Here is a 14844-nt window from a genome sequence, read left to right as displayed (position 1 = left end):
TTCAACGGAAGGATGAGCTATGGCACAAAGAAAACCCTCGCCCGCGGGAATCGCAAATACTCTGCTGGATCTGGTCAGTCAGATCCCCGCCTCCTCCCATAAGGCATCAAACACTCCCGTCAAAGATTCTGCGCAAGTGATCAAGTCAGCCTCATTGCGTGCCGCCAGCGTCTCTGCGGCTTTGGCTATTCCACCAGGTCCTCTTGGCATGGTGACGATCCTGCCGGATCTGATATTGATCTGGCGAATTCAGGCCCAGATGGTTTCAGATATTGCGGCCATCCATGGCAAAACAGGATTTTTGACCAGAGAGGCGTTGTTGTTTTGTCTGTTTAAACACGGTGCAAGCCAGCTTTTCCGCGACATCGTCGTGCGCGTCGGTGAACGTTATGTTTTACGCAAAACCAGCCTGCGCATGGTACAAAGACTGTGTGAACGACTGGGCTTGCGGGTGACTCAGCGAATGCTGGGGGCCAGTATCTCTCGCTGGATTCCGGTGGCCGGCGCCGTTGCCGTCGGCTGGTATACACGCTATGATACAAAACAAGTCGGCCAGTCGGCTTTGGACTTATTTTCCAAAGACATCGACACCGATGACTTGAAAGATGTCACCGAGTCAGAAAGGAATCTGCCTTGAATAAAATCACCCTGTTGTCCCTGATCTGCCTGTCCTTGTGGGGCTGCGCCCACACTGAAACAACGCCTGAGGAAACCAGCATGCAAAACAACTCCGCCCCTGCTGCCAACTTCAAAGACATCCGCTGGGAACTTGTCGAGCTGATGGGTCAGCCCGTGAAATACGCCAACGCCGATTCGCAAAAAGTTTATATACAGTTTAATGGTGGTGACAATCGTGTGAACGGAAGCGATGGCTGCAACAGCTTCACCGGAGCCTACGAAGAAACTCCGGGCCAACGCCTGTTCATTTCCAAACTGGCTTCCACCAAAAAATTCTGCGTGAAAATGCCGACTGAAGACAATTTTGCCGAAGTTCTGCAGGGCGTGGATAACTACACCGTGGATGGAGACAGCTTAAGCTTGAACAAAGCGCGCATGGCTCCTTTGGCTCGCTTTAAAGCCGTCAGCAAATGAAGTTTTCGCTGATTCTGCTCGGTGCTGCCTTTCTCGCGACACCGATCGTGCAAGCACAATCCCCCTTCGCTGACCACAAAGGGCGCGAGATCATCTATCAGGGTTTAACTGAAGATTTCGTCCCTTTTAACTATCAGGAAAATGGCGAAGTCAAAGGCTCAGCCACGGAGGTGGCGAAGGAAGCCTTTAAACGCGCCAAGCTGAAAGCCACTTTCACCGTCTGGCCCTGGGCTCGCGCCTATAAAGCCGCCCTGGAAAAACCCAAACACTTTGTCTATTCCACGTCTCGCACGGAAGAACGCGAAAAACTTTTTAAATGGGTCGGTCCCATTGTAAAAGATGAGGTCCATTTGGCCTGCTTGCAAAGCGCAAACCACGAACCCCATCAGGATTTCAAAACTTTCAAGTCACATGCGGTTGCCGGCCAGTATGGTGACGCCCCGATCGAATTTTTGCAAAAGCACGGCTTTAAAATCACCATTTACCGGGAAGAAGACGAACGCATGCAAGCCTTCAAAAAAGGCCGCATCGCACTGGATATCGTGACAACCGGAAGCCAAAAGTCCTATGAAGCCAAGTGGAACGTCAAATACAAGAAGCTGGCTTACCTTTACGCCACCGATTACTGGCTGGCATTTCATCCCAGTACGCCCGACTCTGTGATTGAATCCCTGAACAGTGCTCTGGAATCCATGCGCAAAGACGGCACCCTAAAAAATATCACCGCTAAATACTAGCTTCTGCGGCTTTGATATGTTTTAAATGACCTATGAGTACTGAATCCAAATGCCCTCAATGCAATTCCGAACACATCTATCAGGACGGCAACCTTTGGGTCTGCCCCGAATGCGCCCACGAGTGGAGCGCCCATGCCGCAGAAGCCCCGGCAGAAGAAGCCGTCGATGACGGTGTTATTAAAGATGCCAACGGCAACGTCCTTCAAGATGGTGACACTGTTGTGGTGATCAAAGATCTGAAAATCAAAGGATCTTCCTCTGTCGTCAAAGTCGGAACCAAAGTAAAAAACATCCGCCTGCAATCCGGTGGGGATGGTCACGACATCGCCTGCAAGATTGACGGCTTTGGATCCATGAATCTGAAGTCCGAATTCGTAAAGAAGGCCTGATGACCAGAATTCTGATTCTGACTGCCATGAAAGAGGAACTCAACGACGTCGCGGGCCTGCCCTCGGCGCCGATGGCCTCTTTGGCACCTTTTGCCGTCCCGGTGTGGAAGCTGCAAAATAAAGAATCAGACATTCTTATCGCTCAGACTGGCATTGGTCCCATCAATGCCAGTTCAGTTCTGACGTCGTTTCTAAGCACATATAAATTTGATGTCGTGATGCTATTGGGATTGGGCGGAGCCATCGACCCGGGCCTTAAGCTTGGCGATATCTGCATTGCCACGGACGTCATTCAGCACGATGCCATCTGTTCGTCCAACCACGGATTAGAGTACATGGCCAGCGGAGAACTGCACCTGTCTTTGCCTCCAGAAAAACGCAAATCCATCAAGATCAAAGCCTCGGCGCAATGGAATCAGAAGATCGACGGTCTGTTGAAGAATAGCCCCTGCGCAGTTCACCATGGCACTGTTTTATCTGGATCTGAGTTTGTTGGCGGCACGGTTCGCAAGGATTTACTTAAACGAACATTTGCTGACGCTTTATTGGTAGATATGGAAGCTTGTTCCATCGCTTATCTTTGTGAAAAAGCCCAGGTGCCTTTTGTGATCGTTAAAACGGTGGCTGACACCACTTATAGCAAGCCCACTGATGAATACGTCAACTTCCTGACTTCCAGTCAGAAAAAAACCGCCGATATCATCGACGGCCTTTTAAGCTGATCACTGCGCCCCGCCTTCGACGCCGAAGTGCGCTGGCATCTTGTGTTCGGTCTTGATCCATACAGGACGCTCGCCGGTTTTTTGACTTTGCTTGAACATGCGATGCGCTTTCAATGCCGCCAAAAGGTTGACCACATTAGCCAGCACCCAACGCACTGGCACCATCAATGCCTGACTGAAATCATTCACCCGAATCACGGCACGCATTCTTTGCAGAATACGAATGCCCATGGCCACCGCATTAAAACTCAAAAGCGCCACAAAGAACGGGCTTTGCAACAGGCTTGGCATGGCCTCCCCTTGCAGGCGCAAAGCAAACATCCCCAGCAGAACCAAGATAGAAAGCAAAACCAGAATGCTGTTCGCGGGGCCCTTCCGGTCCCGCAGCAGGAAGTACCTGTCCACCAGCGTTCCACCCCATTGCAGATTGTGAAAGCCCTGATAAGCAATTCCCAAGGTCCATCGTGACTTCTGGCGGACGCTCGCCATGAAATCACTGGGGAAGTATTCCCGGGTTGCGATAAACTCTTTTTGTCCGTCCGGTTTCTCAAGCTCAGCGCACACAAAACGGCTTTTAAAGCCCATAGGCTTGGCGATAATTCCCAGATGATAGTCTTCAGTCAAAGTGTCTTCTTTTAAAAGCTGCCCGTTTTGCCGCGCCATCATACCCGTCACCAGGTTTCGCGACATACAAGTTCCCACCCCGGCGGAAGGAATGGCGGCGCCCAGTTCCTGACGGACCAAAAGATCTTTGGTATGCGCTTCGCTGAATTCGTCAATATAGATGCCACCCACTAAAGATGATTTGGGCACATCAAAAGAAAACACCGGAATTTGAATGAAATCAGCCTCGCGACTGTGATAGTTCATCAAGGTGAATGCGTGAGGGTGCAAAACATCCTCTGAATCCTGCAACAAAAAAAGATCCATCGTCTGGCCCGTGACTTTTTCGGATTGAATAATCTGCCGGGCAATTTCATTCAGCATCTGCCCCTTGGAGGTTGGTCCCGCCTGGGTGTTTACAACTACGACAACTTTGTCCGGAAAGAGGCGCTCAAGTTTACTGGCCTCTTCCCATGTTGCTGTGTCGTTGGGGTAAACACCCAGAAAGAACTTATAATTCTGATATTCAATACCTTGTACATTCCCTCGGATCATCGGCCCGATAACTTCGGCTTCTTTCCAATTGGCGATCATGATGGCAATATGCTTTTGTTTCAGCGACTTCATCGTCAACAACGTCGAATGCCCAATACGCTGAGGTCTAAGCCCTCGCAGCAAAGCCACCAGATCAATAAACAAATCATCCAAAATAAAGACCGTCGTCGCCAGCACCACCAGCCACGTCAAGAGCGAGAAGGCATCGTGATATTCCCAAGTCCACGGCATCAGAAGATTCCTCCGACGACCAGAAGACCTTCAAGTTCTCCGCTGTGTGTGTGCTTTTCCAACGGGTGAAACAACAGGGCCGACATATTCCAGGAGTTTTCAAACCATCCTGTGCGCCCACCCACACGCCATTCCGTCATGGTCGGCCCCAAATCAGCACTGCGACTTTCACGTGCATAGAATTCACCATAAGCGTCCACTTTTAGCTTCATTAGCGGCGACCAACGATAGCCCTGCTTCACCCAGGCAATAGACACCGGCGTGGAAGACAGGCGCGGCACATAGGATGCTTCCCCATAGACATCAGTGAAGACCTGCGGAACCGGCCAGCTAAAGAAATATCCCGCTGCTGCGACCATGCGCGGATCCCATGTTGTAGCCGCCGGTTGTTCGTCATTGCCGACAACCGTGCGATAACCCACCTGGGCCCCGACACTCATCCACTCGACCGGACGAAGCTGCAACCCCACCTGCGGGTTCACCGTGTTATCATAGTACTTGGCTTTCGCTCCGGAGGATTGATACTGAATATTGGCACCCAAGTACGCTGCGACCTTCGCCGAAAGAATCTCAGCAATTGGATGGTAATAGCGAAGGCGCGTGTCGGTGACGAAATCATAGTCGTAAAAATAGCTGCTTTCAGAATAAAGTTCGACAAAGCCCCTCGGTGCAGGTTTTGCACTCATCACCATTTTCTCGGCCAGCACATCCTTGGCTTCATCCGCTTTTGCAGTTGCACAACACATAGATGTAATTACAAAAAGTGAACATATATAACGAAACGTCATCCGCAATTCCTTCGCAAAGAGTTCGTGGGAAGGTAGACGGTAAATGAATTTTGCGGCAATGAAGAGTTAAACTCTTGTAAGTATATAGGAGTTGCCAACGAATAATCTGCGCCACTACGGTTGAACGCATGAAAACACTACTCGTCGTATTTGGAACAAGACCTGAAGCTGTGAAATTGGCCCCGCTTATTCTGCAAGCTAAACAAGACTCGCGCTTTCGCGTGATTGTCGGCTCGACCGGGCAACATCGGGAAATGCTTAGACCTCTTCTGAACTTCTTCCAGATTGAGCCCGATTTTGATTTGGATTTGATGAGACCAGGACAAAGCCTTGCAGACATCTCCACATCGGTGATGAAAGGTCTGCATGATTACCTGTCGAACAACAAGGTGGATGGCATCTTGGTTCAAGGTGACACCACGACTTGCTTTATAGCAGGCCTGGTCGCTTTCTATCATCGCATCCCGATCATCCACGTCGAAGCAGGGCTTCGTTCCGGCGACATCAATTCACCCTTCCCGGAAGAGTTCAATCGCAAAGCCACGGGCCTGTTAGCGAAGTTCCACTTCGCCCCCACAGAAACCTCGCGGGAAAATCTATTAAAAGAACACTACCCGTCTGATGACATCTATGTGACGGGCAACACAGGCATCGACACCTTGTTCGAAGTGCGTAAGCGCCTGCAAAAATCAGATATCTATAATCAGGAGCTGAACGAACGATTTGCCTTTTTAGATCCTTTAAAAAAGCTGATTCTGGTCACCGTTCACCGTCGCGAATCCTTTGGCACGCCGATGGAAGAAGTGATGAAAGGTCTGGTGGCCCTCTCAGAGCGGCCGGATGCTGAAATTCTGATTCCACTTCATATGAATCCTCAGGTGCGGGCTTCGGCACGCAAGATCTTTGGAGATCGCGCCCGTTGGATAGACAAAGGACTGCCAGTGAATCCCGGGGAAAGTAAAATCTGGTTGTGTGAGCCCATCGACTATGTCCCTTTTGTCTATTTGATGGAAAAAGCCCACAAGATCATCACCGACTCCGGCGGTGTTCAGGAGGAAGCTCCATCCTTGGGAAAACCTATTTTGGTGGCCCGAGAAAAAACCGAAAGACCCGAAGCCATTGCCGCCGGAACATCGATGCTGATTCCCCTGCAGGAAAAGGCTTTCTTCGACACTGCAACCCTGGTCCTGGATACACCAGAAATTTTTGCGCGTATGTCCCAGGCTAAAAATCCTTTTGGTGACGGCAAAGCCTCAGAACGCATTCTGGAAGTCCTGGCTGACAAGCTTTAGGGTGAAACATGAAAGTCCTCGTTTTCATTCTGACAACATTGTTCGTGGTGCTGACATCAATCAGTGCCTACGCCCAAGGTGTTACAATGCGAGGCTTGCGCGTGGATCCGGCGTATTTCAGCCGTCTTTATCCGAATCAATCCATTGAAGCGATTGCCCGACGGGTGGTGACTCAAGCCAAGCGCGCTGGCGCAAATACTTTGTTTTTATATGCCTACAGTCCCCTGCATGGCTCGTTCTATCGTACTACCTACCCGTTCACCGAAGTCGAAGAACAGATGGGCGAAGACAATGTGTTCTTGGAAGTTTATAACACCGCCCGAACCCAGGGGCTGAAGGTTGTCGCCGTTATTCCCGTTAATGATTTTAAAAAACTGTGGGAAGAACATCCGGACTGGCGTTCGAAAATGCGCAACGGCCTGGACTATAAGCCGTTCTCCCGCACTCATCACCTTTCCGCATGGCATCCGGCCTATCGCGCTTGGTTTCGGGGCTATGTTCACGATTTGCTGCAAAAGTTCCCCGATCTTTATGCCATCGAAGCGGTCGAACCCACTGTGGACTGCTTTTGGACGGGCGAGCCTGACTACAACCCTGTTTCGAACGCCGAATTCCAGAGACGTCATCCCTTGGCGGCCTTAGGCGATGCCACCTGGCTTAAGTTTCGCGCGCAAGGTTTAACGAATCTGGTGGCGATCATGTCGACTGTCGCCCATGAGCATAACATCCTGTCTGCGGTGGTTCATACCTGGCCCGCACACGCCACCGGCCGCCTGATGAGTTCTGAACAAATTCGCGATCAGGTGGGCTTTGATTTTGACGGGACACTAAATCTCGAAGGCCCTGAAAAGATCGACATCATCGTGGGTGAATTCTTGTGGCAGCAATGGGCCGGCGAATACGGAGGATCGGTCTTTACTCCTGAATGGACCCGCCGGGCCTCTTTGGATTTTGTGCGTTTTGTCTCCGGTCGCAGCCTTCCCATCCTCCACGTCGAGATTTCCCCCTGGTACGGACAAGACAGCATGGTGCAGCCCACCCTGCAAGAGTTCCAACGAACCCTGTGGGCCATACGTGATCTGGGTTACGGAATCGACGTCTATGATCACAGCCAAATCGAAGATCGCCGGGCGTGGAGTGTCCTGTCTGACTGGACTCACTGAACTATGAAGTGACGGCGAAAGACTTCAGTGACCGGCGCTTTTCCCAAAGGTGAAAAACCACGGTTCTCTAATAGATCTGTGTCCTCATCCACCAGCACCTGCCAGATGCCAACTCCATACAGTCCAAACTCAGTCGATGCGCGCAGCAACGCTTCCCACGCGGCGGCCTGATGCATGTAATTAATTGGTTCACTGCCGCCTTCATAGTGGTACGGCGAAACAAAACATTTTTCGACACTGCGATAGCCAACTTCCTGCAAACCCACTTCTTTAGAAACTCCTGTGACCTGGGCGATCTGCTCGACACTCTTTTGAATCTGTTGCGCAAAGCCCCTGGTCTGAACAGTCAAATGATTGGCCAGATCCTCGAAGGCTTCGGGGTATTTTGACGTTTTCTTTCCCAGGGAACGGTAAAAATCCAAACCCAGAAAATCCAGGGACCGCCAAAGTTCGCGCATGTTGTTCTGATGTGTGCTCTCTTTGCTGTTTTTGGGTTTAAAGGTGATGTCGTGGCGCCATTGTTCGAGCTCCCCGCCCCAGGTGCGTTTGGCATTCTCCAACACGAACTGATCGGTGAAGTTGGCCCCGTAAGTGACTGCAACACCACTGGGGTGCAGGCGTTCTTTGGCGGCTTTGATGAAGGTCACCCACTTATCCGGAAAGCCGAAGCGCCACTTGGGTTTTCGACTGCCCAAGCCCGAGGTCATCGAATGCATCTCGGCCCCGACGGAATACCACTTGGCCCCGACACTTCCCGCCAAGGTCATGTAGCGTTCGTGAAACTTGAAGTAATTGTCAAACCAACTGACTGGATCTTTCGGTTCGATATTTCCGTGCCACCAAGTAGTACCTTTTTCGGTGTACGGAAATTCGCCTTTGGGGCCTACAACCAGCAATATAGGTCTGAAGGCCACATCCATTCCCAGTTGCTTTGCATAGGCGGCCAGGGCCCGGATGTGAAATTCTTCTTCCGGGCGCAAGGATTCAGGGATCACCGAATTGATCTCACTGCCTTTGCCGGTGATCATGTGTCCTCGCATATTCAAGATCAAAACTTTGACGCCAAGCTGTTGAATTTTCTCCAGCAGGCGTCGCACACGCTGCCCTTGCTCGGTTTCATCGACGCGAAAGCCCAGCGGATGATAGGTGACGATGTTGATGGCGGGCTCAAACGCGGCCGCCGTCCACGAAAACAGGCCAATAAAAAGAATTAGTCCAAGTTGCATCTTCATGATTTTATTTTAGGTTTGCTCGCTTCTGCGCGATACCAGTTTGTCCCTGAATATTCACACACCTTGCGCGGCAAAAGCTTCTTTTACCATAAAATCTCCGATAGACTTTGGCTTCCAGCAAATACCGGAGGTCGCCATGATTCCTAAGTTTGAAGTTTCCATCATCATTCAAAAGCCTGTGAAGGAAGTTTTTGATGCTGTCTACAATCCGAAGAAACTCAGCGCGTATTTCACAACCGCAGGGGCTTCAGCTCCGCTGAAAGAAGGCACCACCGTGCAGTGGGAGTTTGCCGACTTCCCGGGTCCTTTCCCTGTGCCCGTAAAACAAGTCATCCAGGACAAGCTGATTGTGATCGAATGGGAGGCCGAAACTGGCGGCTACAACACCAAGACGGAGTTTGTCTTTGAGGCTTTGAACGACAAAGAAGCCAAAGTGAAGATTTACGAAACCGGCTGGAAAGAAGACGAAGCCGGCATCAGCAGCTCTTACAAAAACTGCATGGGCTGGTCACAAATGGCCTGCGCGATGAAAGCGTATCTGGAATACGGCATCAACCTGCGCCAAGGCGCTTACAAGCCGCTTTATTCTTAAGACAAAGGGCCTGAAAAAGGCCTATTTCCTGGAGGCAAAATAGCAATTCGTTTACTGTTATCAGATGGAAATAGGTCAAATCCTCTCTTACGATGAACTACGCGCATTCTCCGGATTTCAAATTCAACATGGAATGAACTATTCTACCCCCAAAGGTGGCCATGTCTTTCTCATGTCCTTGAGAGAAAATGCCCCGTATGAAGACTGGATCTCAGAAGATGGCTCTTTGGTAGAATACGAAGGCCACAATCAAACGAAAAGCCTCTGCGACGATCCCGAAAGAACTGACCAGCCACGCAAAAATAAAAGTGGAAGCCTTACTAAAAATGGCAAGTTCGAACAAGAGGCCTTGAAGTTTAAAAATCACGGAATCGGCCCCTGCAAGATTTCTATCTTCAACAAAGTCAAAGACGGCATTTGGACGTTCTGCGGAGTTTTTTCTCTTATCGACGTGAGCTATATCCAGGCAGGTCCACGCAAAGTCTTTCGCTTCAAACTTCAACTGGCGGAGTCAAATCCCCAAACCCATTCCGTCGTAGACTTGAGACACGATCGAATGATTCCCAGCGAAATTCAAGCGGCGGTCTTTAAACGCGACCAAGGCCGCTGCGTAAAGTGTGGCGCAACGGAAAACCTTCACTTTGATCACATCCTGCCCTACTCCAAAGGTGGATCATCAAAGAAAGTCGAGAACATTCAAATTCTCTGCGCCAAGCACAACCTTTCCAAAGGAAATCGCTTTGTCTAAAGAGACTTCTTACTTCAAAGATCATAAACGTCGACTTGCGAAGATAAGCATCTCTACCAGTGCTTTTCGCCGTCAAGGCAAGCAAGGTCTAATTCGTTTTACTCAAAAATATATAAATGAGAATATTGATCTCTATGCTTTTGGCGCAGCCTTGAGATCCGGCAAATACCACAACTATCTAGACAAGCAGACTCAACTTTTAGTACATGCTGCAAAAAAGTATGGTTGCCGATGGGGTACAGCTCGCAAAGGGCTAAATATATTCTTTCGCGATGTTCTATATAACAGCTACTTTATCAATGAATTGAAGCTTAACTTAAACCATGGTTGGCACCTAGAGATCCCACTAGACAGCAAAACAATGAGTCAGATCCGCAGGCTTCACAAATCAGAAAACCTAAAGTCACGAGGATTTGCAACACCCCAGACAACCTCTATCATCGCGCTGGTTCCGGAGAACTCAATTAAATACCAAGTTGCCGCCACTGCAATTGCCAAAGCGAAGTACCAAAAACACACCCGCGTCGACCTCGATATGGAGTTTTGGACCACTTAATCCCCCTGCCGAGCTTTCGGCAGCCACCGATTCCCCGGCAGAATCACCTGCCGGGTTCCCGGCAGACTCCTTGTCAGATCAAAATAAATGCACTTTCAGCCCTAAACCAGGCTGGCACATCCAGTGCTTTATAGATCTGCATAACGCTGGCGCTGATGCCGGCAAAACAAAAGGAACCAAGGAGTTTCAAATGAAAAAACAAATCGCTGCCCTGCTCATGATCGTATCTTCCACTTTCGCCGCCTCTGCTCATGCAGACTACAATCGTTGTACGGATGCTGAACTGGCTTCTGGCATGTGCTCTCTGAAATTGTCAGGAATGATGACCATGGTGATGGATATCAAGATTGCTGATGGCAAAAAAGTGATTTTCTCCGCCAATCCTGAATGTGGACGTGATGTGATTGTGCGTGATCCAAGCAATTACGAGCTGGATCTTCGCGGCGCAACTGACTTCAAAGAATCTGGCATTTACACTGTCACCAACCGCGGGTTCAACAATTGTGAAATCCAGGTTGTGATCACAGCTCCACAGAGTGCCAACAATATGCGCGTGATGAGCGGCGTTTCTGACAATCTGACCTCCCTGCTGACAATTCTGAATTCTTTCAGCAAACCATAATCAGAAACAAAAAACGGGAACCAAGGACGGTTCCCGTTTTCGTTTTTTCGGCTATTCCAGCACCGGATGCTTGCCGTGCACTTGATCCTTGGGAAGCGCATTAAAGTGCCACCATTCATGTTCCAGAACTTTGAATCCCTGATCTTCCATCAGGCTTCGCAGTAACAGACGATTTTGCAGCTGCGCCTCGGTCAGTTCACCGGACTGCAAAAAATACTGTTCTAATTTGGGCTGGGCCAAATCACGGAAATCATCAAACCCGGTTCCCATATCCAGAGGAACGCCCGACTTAGTTTGCAAGCTGAGATCCATCGCCATGCCGAAATTATGAAGCGATCCCGGATAAGGGGCCGCGACATAACTCTGAAACGGCGTTCCCGCCAAGTGGTCATAGAACTGGGCTTGAATACTGCGCGGACGAAGAGCATCCCAGATCAGAAACTGCAAATCCGGGTGCTTTTCACGCAAGACCGTACAGGCTTTCATGAACATCTCATAAGCCACCGGTGAAATAAAACAACGGTCAAAACCTTTATAAATATCAACATTCATAAAGTTGTCGTTGGTGGCGTATTTCATATCCAGAAAAACTTCAGCCGAAGGTTTAATTTCTTTGAAGTTTTCTTCGATCCAGGCAATTTGATTTACAAAAGAAGTCATGACTTAACGGTACCCGACGATCGGGCCTTCCTCAAGAGCTTGTCAGCAGAATAAACCGTCGCGATAGACACAAAGGCCGCGGCCCCCAGTCCCCCGCCAAAGCCTCGCGCAAAGGGAATCAGAAAGAAATAGATCAGACCATAAATCTGACTGGCCAGGAACACCCGCTTCCAGCCCATGCGCGATCTATCGGTCATCCCGACGAAAGTGGCTCCAAAAAAGGCGGCTTGCAAAACCCCGACAAAGGGAAGATCGAACAGGGCCAGGATTCCCGCAAACACCAACGTCAGTCCACTGGACGCTCGCACAGTCGGGAAATGATAACGATGAATTAAGAAAAAAGTCAGTTCTGCACCCAAAAAGGATAGCAGCATCACCAAAAAGATCATCATAGCCAGTGCCTCATCGCCCATCCCAGCAGGGATGAAATAAAGGCAATCAACCCCAGACGTCCACCCATGCCCTTAAAATAGGGACTGATCAAAAAATAAATCGTAGAGCCCAGCACCGACACCCACAGGATCTGCCACGGCCCCGCCTCTACCACGCGCGAACCCATGGCGATAAAGGCACCCATGTAAATGGTGGCGTGAACATGGGTCTTTCAATGCGTTTGGTGTCCGGGATGAAGGTCCCCAAAAAGCCCGTCAATGCGGCGGCAACCACCGCGCGAATTTGAAACTGTGACTGCAGGAAAAAGCAAAAAAAACTTCCCGATAAAAAGGCACTGAACTTTAATGCCCAAAGCTCAAAATACTTTAATGAACCGACCAAACCAAACCTCGATCGGGAAAATGTACCAGACCGCTGTTTGCTTGCATACTGCGAAATGACGGCCACAGGCTTAGAATAAGGCTACAAAATAGGAGGAGTTATGAGAACTCTTGGCGCCTTCTTACTGGCAACCTTTATGGCCTTCCCAACCTTTGCCGCTGAAACCGTCAGCCCCGCCCCACAGGACATCAGTTACTTAAGCATTGAGTTCGGCGAAGCCTACCTTGAAGAAACAATCTGGGTGGAAATCGGCATCAATGCCCCCAGCGACAAAGCTCTGAAGATCAATGAACTGACGATCTTTGGGGAAATGTACACCGCGACCACCAACTGCGGCGACACCGTTGATCCGGACAAATACTGCGTGGTGGATTTGTACTTCACCCCGAAAGCTCTGGGTGAACACTATGGCGAGATGTACATAGGAACCAGTGAAGGAAACATTCTGTTAAAACTTTATGGTTCAGGAGTCGAAGCGACCCCTGAATGATTAGCGCACACAAAGATAATTCAACTGCTCAGTAGGATTTAAACTGGTGGCGCTGGTGGATTGACTCCACGGCGCCACATACACCCGGCCCGATTCCACCGACCAGTAGTCTGTATAAACACCGTTATGCCCGACAGACACACCCCCACCATAATCACCCAACGTCGCCACCGCGATCAGTTCTTTTTCAGTACTGACACGGCCTCCGCGCATTTCACAGGCGATCAGGCTTTGCTTGTAAAGGTCATACATCTTGGTGGCGGTCGGTCGATAGATCGAGCCCTTAAATAACAGCGTCAAACTTCTGCCAGACACTCTTGCTTGGGTGGGAAAGCGAGTCTTTTGAAATTCATGAAAAACGTCCTGCGCCAAAATCTCGGTGGTTTCAAAGGCATCACCTGCCGCCTCAAAACTTTGTGTTTCTCCACTGCGCAGATTTTCGACCATCACCGTGGCGTGCATCCCGCGATTGCCAAAAGCGCGCAGGGTGTAGGTGCCAGTGATTCGGAGGTCGCAAGATTCCTGCGGCACTCTTTCCACAAACTGCAAGTTGCGAACGGAGGGGTTATGAAGACGATAAAGCTGATCCAACTGAGACTTGAAGCTGACCTCCAGCGTGTCCCCCAGGGCCTTGTCCCGCACCGGGTGCTGGGTCGTCAGGTCGACAAACTGAATGCGCGAATAAACTTTGTAACCACCTTGAGGCAAAGGCAACGGCCCCTCTGAGGCTGTCGCAAACACCGAAGAAAAAACAATTAAAACACCTGCTGCAAAACAAGAGATAAATTGATTCATAGATGCTCCTACGAGGCCTGATTATGCCTCGGGGAATCCACGAAACTCAAATTGTTATAGAACACCCATGGCATATAGAAGTGTGATCGCCGTGACAGAGGTGCCGGTTAGAATAACCCCGCCCTTGACAAAGATCTCTTGGGTAATGCGTGCGTCAGACTGTTCAAGCAAGGCGACACTTTCATTCAAAGACTTGTTACCGACATAGTAAACGTCAAAAGGAACTTGGTTTCCGTCACTGTCTTTGATTCCGTTTTTCAAGATCGAAGCCAGCATCTTGCGTGGCGAGAAATATCCCGTCCGACTGCCGCCCACATAAAGACCCGCCGTTTTCGCCAGCGCCTTGCACGCCGTCTTGCTGCAGGACAATCCATTTTTGTCGTTAAAGGCTTTAAGCTTCACGCGGTCAATGGCCGTGGAATGAATGCGAATAATGACTCCGGCATCCAACAAGTCAGTGGACCTGACTTGGGTTTGGCGACCGATGATATCCCCGTCTAAACGCAGCTTGTTGGCTACCACATAGGCGTGACCGTATTCAGAAAAACCAATCAGTAAATCCTGGGTATTCCCCAAAATCTGCTCGGCCTTGTACATGCGGGAATTGTAGGGAACCTCGCGGAAGGACACCGGCAAGTTATCCAGCACGGCTTCTTTGACTTGAAAACCCGGAATATCAAACAGAACATCCTGGCAAAGGTTGACCGCCCGGGCCGGGCCCGAGATCAACATCACAATGAAAATCGCTATCAGCACGAAGGCTCTTTGCATGGACTTCCTTTTTAGGGCACGCATCATACATC

Annotated in this window: 20 protein-coding genes; 12 read left to right on the top strand and 8 right to left on the bottom strand. The window is 50.0% G+C overall.

Annotation, left to right across the window (positions count from 1 at the left end; genetic code table 11):
• The first annotated feature begins 19 nt into the window (after positions 1–19).
• From AC04MQ_RS09450 to mtnN, 5 genes are read left to right on the top strand one after another with little or no spacing between them, the layout of a single operon-like run.
• On the top strand, positions 20–637 hold the full coding sequence (locus tag AC04MQ_RS09450; protein ID WP_015091682.1) for a hypothetical protein: 618 nt from the start codon (positions 20–22) through the stop codon (positions 635–637).
• Positions 634–1092 carry an META domain-containing protein gene (locus AC04MQ_RS09445; RefSeq protein WP_015091683.1) on the top strand — a complete coding sequence of 153 codons (459 nt, stop codon included), beginning with the start codon at positions 634–636 and terminating at the stop codon, positions 1090–1092. The genes AC04MQ_RS09450 and AC04MQ_RS09445 overlap by 4 nt, the downstream gene beginning before the upstream one ends.
• Positions 1089–1829, top strand: coding sequence for a substrate-binding periplasmic protein (locus tag AC04MQ_RS09440; protein WP_015091684.1), 741 nt, complete (start codon positions 1089–1091; stop codon positions 1827–1829). Before AC04MQ_RS09445 ends, AC04MQ_RS09440 begins: the two co-directional genes overlap by 4 nt.
• A 32-nt stretch (positions 1830–1861) precedes the next feature.
• Positions 1862–2218, top strand: a complete 357-nt coding sequence (locus AC04MQ_RS09435; RefSeq protein WP_015091685.1) for a zinc ribbon domain-containing protein YjdM — start codon at positions 1862–1864, stop codon at positions 2216–2218.
• Positions 2218–2940, top strand: a complete 723-nt coding sequence (gene mtnN / locus AC04MQ_RS09430) for a 5'-methylthioadenosine/S-adenosylhomocysteine nucleosidase (protein WP_015091686.1) — start codon at positions 2218–2220, stop codon at positions 2938–2940. Before AC04MQ_RS09435 ends, mtnN begins: the two co-directional genes overlap by 1 nt.
• Here the strand turns inward: mtnN and AC04MQ_RS09425 are convergent, their stop codons facing one another.
• Together AC04MQ_RS09425 and AC04MQ_RS09420 are read right to left on the bottom strand one after the other, a co-directional pair.
• Complete coding sequence (locus AC04MQ_RS09425; RefSeq protein ID WP_475391953.1) at positions 2941–4329, bottom strand: glycosyltransferase; 1389 nt, start codon at positions 4327–4329, stop codon at positions 2941–2943. It abuts the gene before it with no gap.
• Complete coding sequence (locus AC04MQ_RS09420; protein WP_475391952.1) at positions 4329–5075, bottom strand: hypothetical protein; 747 nt, start codon at positions 5073–5075, stop codon at positions 4329–4331. The genes AC04MQ_RS09425 and AC04MQ_RS09420 overlap by 1 nt, the downstream gene beginning before the upstream one ends.
• Positions 5076–5245: 170 nt before the next feature.
• On the opposite strand from AC04MQ_RS09420, the gene wecB reads away from it, so the two are divergent.
• Together wecB and AC04MQ_RS09410 are read left to right on the top strand one after the other, a co-directional pair.
• On the top strand, positions 5246–6409 hold the full coding sequence (gene wecB, locus AC04MQ_RS09415; protein ID WP_475391951.1) for a non-hydrolyzing UDP-N-acetylglucosamine 2-epimerase: 1164 nt from the start codon (positions 5246–5248) through the stop codon (positions 6407–6409).
• A gap of 8 nt (positions 6410–6417) precedes the next feature.
• The gene (locus tag AC04MQ_RS09410; protein ID WP_475391950.1) at positions 6418–7572 is read left to right on the top strand and encodes an alpha-amylase family protein; all 1155 of its coding nucleotides are present in this window, start codon (positions 6418–6420) and stop codon (positions 7570–7572) included.
• Here the strand turns inward: AC04MQ_RS09410 and AC04MQ_RS09405 are convergent.
• Positions 7566–8804: a glycoside hydrolase family 113 gene (locus AC04MQ_RS09405; RefSeq protein ID WP_475391949.1), complete on the bottom strand. Its 1239-nt coding sequence runs from the start codon at positions 8802–8804 to the stop codon at positions 7566–7568. The two genes, AC04MQ_RS09410 and AC04MQ_RS09405, sit on opposite strands and share 7 nt — an antisense overlap.
• 136 nt (positions 8805–8940) lie before the next feature.
• On the opposite strand from AC04MQ_RS09405, the gene AC04MQ_RS09400 reads away from it, so the two are divergent.
• The 4 genes from AC04MQ_RS09400 (at position 8941) to AC04MQ_RS09385 (ending at position 11322) form a co-directional block, all read left to right on the top strand.
• Positions 8941–9396, top strand: coding sequence for an SRPBCC domain-containing protein (locus AC04MQ_RS09400; RefSeq protein ID WP_475391948.1), 456 nt, complete (start codon positions 8941–8943; stop codon positions 9394–9396).
• A gap of 64 nt (positions 9397–9460) precedes the next feature.
• Complete coding sequence (locus AC04MQ_RS09395; protein WP_475391947.1) at positions 9461–10144, top strand: HNH endonuclease; 684 nt, start codon at positions 9461–9463, stop codon at positions 10142–10144.
• Positions 10137–10700 carry a hypothetical protein gene (locus tag AC04MQ_RS09390; RefSeq protein WP_475391946.1) on the top strand — a complete coding sequence of 188 codons (564 nt, stop codon included), beginning with the start codon at positions 10137–10139 and terminating at the stop codon, positions 10698–10700. Before AC04MQ_RS09395 ends, AC04MQ_RS09390 begins: the two co-directional genes overlap by 8 nt.
• Positions 10701–10890: 190 nt before the next feature.
• Positions 10891–11322: a hypothetical protein gene (locus AC04MQ_RS09385; protein ID WP_475391945.1), complete on the top strand. Its 432-nt coding sequence runs from the start codon at positions 10891–10893 to the stop codon at positions 11320–11322.
• 51 nt (positions 11323–11373) lie between these two features.
• Here AC04MQ_RS09385 and AC04MQ_RS09380 read toward each other — a convergent pair whose 3' ends face one another.
• From AC04MQ_RS09380 to AC04MQ_RS09370, 3 genes are read right to left on the bottom strand one after another with little or no spacing between them, the layout of a single operon-like run.
• Positions 11374–11982: a M15 family metallopeptidase gene (locus tag AC04MQ_RS09380; protein ID WP_475391944.1), complete on the bottom strand. Its 609-nt coding sequence runs from the start codon at positions 11980–11982 to the stop codon at positions 11374–11376.
• Positions 11979–12374, bottom strand: a complete 396-nt coding sequence (locus AC04MQ_RS09375; protein ID WP_417864689.1) for a hypothetical protein — start codon at positions 12372–12374, stop codon at positions 11979–11981. The genes AC04MQ_RS09380 and AC04MQ_RS09375 overlap by 4 nt, the downstream gene beginning before the upstream one ends.
• On the bottom strand, positions 12371–12559 hold the full coding sequence (locus AC04MQ_RS09370; RefSeq protein ID WP_475391943.1) for a hypothetical protein: 189 nt from the start codon (positions 12557–12559) through the stop codon (positions 12371–12373). Before AC04MQ_RS09370 ends, AC04MQ_RS09375 begins: the two co-directional genes overlap by 4 nt.
• A gap of 297 nt (positions 12560–12856) precedes the next feature.
• Here AC04MQ_RS09370 and AC04MQ_RS09365 point away from each other — a divergent pair, with 297 nt between their 5' ends.
• Entirely contained in the window at positions 12857–13246 is a 390-nt protein-coding gene (locus tag AC04MQ_RS09365; protein WP_417864691.1) for a hypothetical protein, read from the top strand.
• Here the strand turns inward: AC04MQ_RS09365 and AC04MQ_RS09360 are convergent, their stop codons facing one another.
• Both AC04MQ_RS09360 and AC04MQ_RS09355 read right to left on the bottom strand, forming a co-directional pair.
• Positions 13247–14041 (bottom strand): hypothetical protein, encoded by a 795-nt coding sequence (locus tag AC04MQ_RS09360; protein WP_417864692.1) that lies wholly within the window; start codon positions 14039–14041, stop codon positions 13247–13249.
• Between the two features lie 54 nt (positions 14042–14095).
• Positions 14096–14812 (bottom strand): hypothetical protein, encoded by a 717-nt coding sequence (locus AC04MQ_RS09355; protein ID WP_475391942.1) that lies wholly within the window; start codon positions 14810–14812, stop codon positions 14096–14098.
• Positions 14813–14844 lie beyond the last annotated feature (32 nt).

This window comes from Bdellovibrio sp. MYbb2, assembly GCF_056175685.1.
This window is presented reverse-complemented; position numbering and strand designations above follow the sequence as displayed.

Excerpts from the sequence above, each read along its gene's own strand:
- AC04MQ_RS09450 (WP_015091682.1), top strand. The coding sequence starts at position 20 with ATGGCACAAAGAAAACCCTCGCCCGCGGGAATCGCAAATACTCTGCTG.
- AC04MQ_RS09440 (WP_015091684.1), top strand. The coding sequence starts at position 1,089 with ATGAAGTTTTCGCTGATTCTGCTCGGTGCTGCCTTTCTCGCGACACCG.
- AC04MQ_RS09435 (WP_015091685.1), top strand. The coding sequence starts at position 1,862 with ATGAGTACTGAATCCAAATGCCCTCAATGCAATTCCGAACACATCTAT.
- mtnN (WP_015091686.1), top strand. The coding sequence starts at position 2,218 with ATGACCAGAATTCTGATTCTGACTGCCATGAAAGAGGAACTCAACGAC.
- AC04MQ_RS09425 (WP_475391953.1), bottom strand. The coding sequence starts at position 4,329 with ATGCCGTGGACTTGGGAATATCACGATGCCTTCTCGCTCTTGACGTGG.
- AC04MQ_RS09420 (WP_475391952.1), bottom strand. The coding sequence starts at position 5,075 with ATGTGTTGTGCAACTGCAAAAGCGGATGAAGCCAAGGATGTGCTGGCC.
- wecB (WP_475391951.1), top strand. The coding sequence starts at position 5,246 with ATGAAAACACTACTCGTCGTATTTGGAACAAGACCTGAAGCTGTGAAA.
- AC04MQ_RS09410 (WP_475391950.1), top strand. The coding sequence starts at position 6,418 with ATGAAAGTCCTCGTTTTCATTCTGACAACATTGTTCGTGGTGCTGACA.
- AC04MQ_RS09405 (WP_475391949.1), bottom strand. The coding sequence starts at position 8,804 with ATGAAGATGCAACTTGGACTAATTCTTTTTATTGGCCTGTTTTCGTGG.
- AC04MQ_RS09400 (WP_475391948.1), top strand. The coding sequence starts at position 8,941 with ATGATTCCTAAGTTTGAAGTTTCCATCATCATTCAAAAGCCTGTGAAG.
- AC04MQ_RS09395 (WP_475391947.1), top strand. The coding sequence starts at position 9,461 with ATGGAAATAGGTCAAATCCTCTCTTACGATGAACTACGCGCATTCTCC.
- AC04MQ_RS09385 (WP_475391945.1), top strand. The coding sequence starts at position 10,891 with ATGAAAAAACAAATCGCTGCCCTGCTCATGATCGTATCTTCCACTTTC.
- AC04MQ_RS09380 (WP_475391944.1), bottom strand. The coding sequence starts at position 11,982 with ATGACTTCTTTTGTAAATCAAATTGCCTGGATCGAAGAAAACTTCAAA.
- AC04MQ_RS09375 (WP_417864689.1), bottom strand. The coding sequence starts at position 12,374 with ATGATGATCTTTTTGGTGATGCTGCTATCCTTTTTGGGTGCAGAACTG.
- AC04MQ_RS09370 (WP_475391943.1), bottom strand. The coding sequence starts at position 12,559 with ATGGGTGCCTTTATCGCCATGGGTTCGCGCGTGGTAGAGGCGGGGCCG.
- AC04MQ_RS09365 (WP_417864691.1), top strand. The coding sequence starts at position 12,857 with ATGAGAACTCTTGGCGCCTTCTTACTGGCAACCTTTATGGCCTTCCCA.
- AC04MQ_RS09360 (WP_417864692.1), bottom strand. The coding sequence starts at position 14,041 with ATGAATCAATTTATCTCTTGTTTTGCAGCAGGTGTTTTAATTGTTTTT.
- AC04MQ_RS09355 (WP_475391942.1), bottom strand. The coding sequence starts at position 14,812 with ATGCAAAGAGCCTTCGTGCTGATAGCGATTTTCATTGTGATGTTGATC.